We start from the raw sequence: 2,037 nt of genomic DNA, 5'->3' as shown, positions 1-2,037 counted from the left end.
GCTGGGGAAAGAGGTCAACAAGGAACTGGGATCTGGCTGATGAAGTCTGGTTGAATCCCGACAGGCCTGCTGATGATCAACTAAGCAAAGCCGCTTAAGTTGAGGCGACAACTATGTTGACAAACACCGATCTTCAAGGTACGAGGATCGGTCAATTTTTTGTAGATTTTCATCAACTATCGGAAAAAAAGGGGGTCACTTTTCATATCTCCGATTCTATAAATCAGTCGGTCGCAGCGATGATCAGTTCGTCAGACTGGAGCAGTGACTACCCAGAGTTACCCGATGACAAGGTTGAATCTAAAGACCTGGCACGTTGGCTATATTTCGGTAAACAATATTTTTGTAAAGAGGATCAACGCAAAGTCTTAGCCATTCTCACGGACAGGATGCGAGATCCGGTCAACAAGCAGATCGTCATGAGTGTTTTGGCGGGTATCCGTAACCACCCGCAAGAGGATGCACATCCTGCGCTGGAGTTAATTGAAAAACTCCTGAGACTGAGAGGAATCAAGCAACTGACATTGGATCCCGATACCCTGAAGGAACTCATAAATAAGTTTGTTGGTTTTTTGGATTTCAAACAGTTTAAAAGTTACCACAAAAATCCCTTTGACTCACAAACTGGTTCAGAGGCCAGCGAAGAATTAGATCGTATGCCTGAATTTCGAAAAGCGTTAATGCTTGCACTCAATTTACCCGAAGACGCCAACACTCAGGATATTTCAAATTCAATCGAAAATTAGGGGCAGGAAAGTCAGGGTCAAGGTTTTGGGGTCGTGTTTTTGAGTACTTACGGTCTTCCTTCTTGACGCATAAACCAGGGAAATCGACACCGGCTTAGGATTTTATGAGTAAGGTTGATGGACGCAAGTTAAGTCACAGTCCGTGAGTCTATCCACATGGGAGCTATACAACAGTGATTGGATGGTGCTTCTGTCAAAGAAATTCAGGGCTATACAGCACAGATCACACCAAGGGATCCAATAGCCAGGCATAACCGATGCGCTCCTGCTCCAGACGCAGGCTTTTTCCGAAGGTGTTATCCTTCAGGGCCGCAAATACTGAGGATTCATCCGGGGTAAACCCCGCCAGTTCACCAGTAAAACGGTTACTGTCCATTTCCTCTGTACACAGTGGCAAACGTTTGCAGGGTGGCCTCATCGATCAAAAGGGAGCAGACTTGCGGAAAATAAGAAACAGTCCATTCGGTCTTGAATGTGTTCAAATACAAAGGCCTGGCCCTGGCTTTTCGTTTTCCTTGACTTTATTCAAGAATCAAGACCTGACCCTCGCTACGCTCCTCGCTTCTCTCGCTTCTCTCGCTTCTCTCGCTTCTCTCGCTTCTCGAACATCATAACCCAGTTCAGTGAATTTATAGTGTGAGCCTCCACAAGCTTCAATGCCAATAACGCATTGAGGTCGACTAGCAATAAAAGACAAGAGTTCCCTGCGATTAAGTTTCTTTTTGAGAGCCACATGACCTTTGGCATCAACACCATGTAACTGGAAACTCTTTTTGCTCAGATCAATTCCGAGAAAAGCTACCTGACCTTTTTGATTAGTTCCTGATTTGTTATGCTTGCCCATGGTTCGCTCCGGTTCTTATTCTGAATGATGTCTGAACAACTCATTCTATCTTGGCTCATTTGAAGCCGTTTTGGGAGCGGGGCGGACCATTCCATTATTAGGTCTTTAATTATGAATGACAATTGCCGTTTTTACTGATAAGAAAAAATATTTGCACAATGAAAGATCTGACCCTGATTTTCGAACAGGCAGCATCCTATTTTTCACCTGTAAGTTGAAAGTCAACCATCGCGTATTGATCCATTTTGCAAATGAGTGAAAGTTGACTCCGTTGGGCAAACTAGTTTATTTATTAATTGTTGATAGACATAATTATAACTATTGAAATATTTTTCATTTTTTTTCAAAGAGCCAGGATCAGAAGATTCAATTACTTGAGATTTGGTTCTTTCTATTACAGTTTTTATGGTTTTATTTTTAGAACATGCAACACCCATTACTGCATTT

The 2,037-nt window shown here is 42.9% G+C and carries 4 protein-coding genes; 1 reads left to right on the top strand and 3 read right to left on the bottom strand.

Going from position 1 to position 2,037, the window contains the following annotated elements; all coding sequences use genetic code 11:
• The first annotated feature begins 113 nt into the window (after positions 1 to 113).
• Positions 114 to 746 carry a hypothetical protein gene (locus CX664_RS25275; RefSeq protein WP_101749331.1) on the top strand — a complete coding sequence of 211 codons (633 nt, stop codon included), beginning with the start codon at positions 114 to 116 and terminating at the stop codon, positions 744 to 746.
• Positions 747 to 969: 223 nt separating this feature from the next.
• Here the strand turns inward: CX664_RS25275 and CX664_RS25270 are convergent, their stop codons facing one another.
• The 3 genes from CX664_RS25270 to CX664_RS26065 all read right to left on the bottom strand — a co-directional run.
• A complete protein-coding gene (locus CX664_RS25270; protein ID WP_180966644.1) occupies positions 970 to 1,122 on the bottom strand; it encodes a Wadjet anti-phage system protein JetD domain-containing protein in 153 nt (50 codons plus the stop codon).
• 156 nt (positions 1,123 to 1,278) lie between these two features.
• A complete protein-coding gene (locus tag CX664_RS25265; RefSeq protein ID WP_101749329.1) occupies positions 1,279 to 1,590 on the bottom strand; it encodes a hypothetical protein in 312 nt (103 codons plus the stop codon).
• 221 nt (positions 1,591 to 1,811) lie between these two features.
• Positions 1,812 to 2,037: hypothetical protein (locus CX664_RS26065; protein ID WP_180966643.1), on the bottom strand; the 226-nt coding region annotated here is incomplete at its 5' end.

Source organism: Endozoicomonas acroporae (genome assembly GCF_002864045.1).
Classification (GTDB): domain Bacteria; phylum Pseudomonadota; class Gammaproteobacteria; order Pseudomonadales; family Endozoicomonadaceae; genus Endozoicomonas; species Endozoicomonas acroporae.
Note: the sequence above shows the minus strand (reverse complement) of the source record. Positions and strands in the feature narration are given on the sequence as shown.